General features: G+C 41.9%; 1 pseudogene. It reads left to right on the top strand.

The features are described 5' to 3' along the window. A pseudogene (locus tag CLV55_RS12855) lies at positions 1 to 1,346 on the top strand (immunoglobulin domain-containing protein); the annotation flags it as partial.

Here is a 1,346-nt window from a genome sequence, read left to right as displayed (position 1 = left end):
CAATCGGCTACGGTAACAGCTACTCCTGGAACAGCAGGAACTTATTCGTATGCTTGGTCTGGGCCTTATACTACCAATCCTGGAAATGTAGCTTCGTTTACTACAACTATAGCGGGAACCTATGACGTGATTATTACCGATACGACTACAACCTGTGTGAGCACTAGTGCTTCGGGAACCGTAACGGTTAATCCAAACCCAACGGTGACGGTTAATAGTCCAACCGTATGTCAAGGACAATCGGCTACCGTAACGGCTACTGCTGGAACTTCAGGAACTTATTCGTATGCTTGGTCTGGACCTTTCCTTTCAAACCCAGGAAATGTGGCTTCGTTTACTACAACAATAGCGGGAACTTATGACGTATTAATTACTGATACTACAACGTCTTGTGTGAGTGCAAGTGCTTCTGGAACGGTAACGCTTATCGGCGCTCCTACCCTAAACACTCCTACCTCGTATCAAGTCTGTGACGATAATAATGATGGTATTTCATGTTTGTTTGATTTGCATTCTAAAGATACCGAAGTAACCACCACTCCGGGGTTAGTCATAACCTACCATTGGACGCTTACCGATGCTCAAAATGGATTTAATCCTATTACTCAAAACCCTTATTGCAACAATACTAATGCGTATTCTCAAACCGTATACATTCGTGTGATTGACCCGAATGCTCCTGCTTGTTACGCTATTACTACTTTACAATTAATTGTAAATCCTAAACCAAATCTAGTTACCAATGTAACCGATTACCAACTTTGTGATAACAACAATCCTGGGGATGGTTTAGAACAATTTAATCTGCCTACTAAAGATACTGAGATTATCAATGGACAGACTGCTATGAGCGTATCTTATTATGAAACACAAGCTGATGCCATTGCTCAAACGAATGCACTCCCTAATTTATATACTAATACCGTTCCAAATACTCAAACAATTTGGTATGTGATTAAAAATACCATTACTGGATGTAGTTCGGTGGGTTCTTTTAAACTCGTAGTGAATCCGCTACCTGTTATTACAGTTAATAGCCCAACGGTGTGTCAAGGGGATGCCGCTACTGTGATTGCCTCTGCCGCTGTTGCTGGAACCTATTCGTATGCTTGGACTGTACCCTCAGGACCCAATCCAGGAAATGTAGCTTCTTTTAGCACCACTATTTCGGGAACTTATTCTGTAGTGGCCACCAATACCGTTACAGGTTGTGTGGGCGTTAGTGCCTCTGGAGTGGTTACTCAAATTCCTGCCCCAATCATCAACACGCCAACCAATTATGAAGTATGTGATGATAATAACGATGGTATTTCGTGTTTGTTCCTTTTAAACACTAAAGATTCGGA

Origin of the sequence: Flavobacterium aciduliphilum (assembly GCF_003268855.1) — a bacterium.
Taxonomy (GTDB): Bacteria; Bacteroidota; Bacteroidia; order Flavobacteriales; family Flavobacteriaceae; genus Flavobacterium; species Flavobacterium aciduliphilum.
Note: the sequence above shows the minus strand (reverse complement) of the source record. Positions and strands in the feature narration are given on the sequence as shown.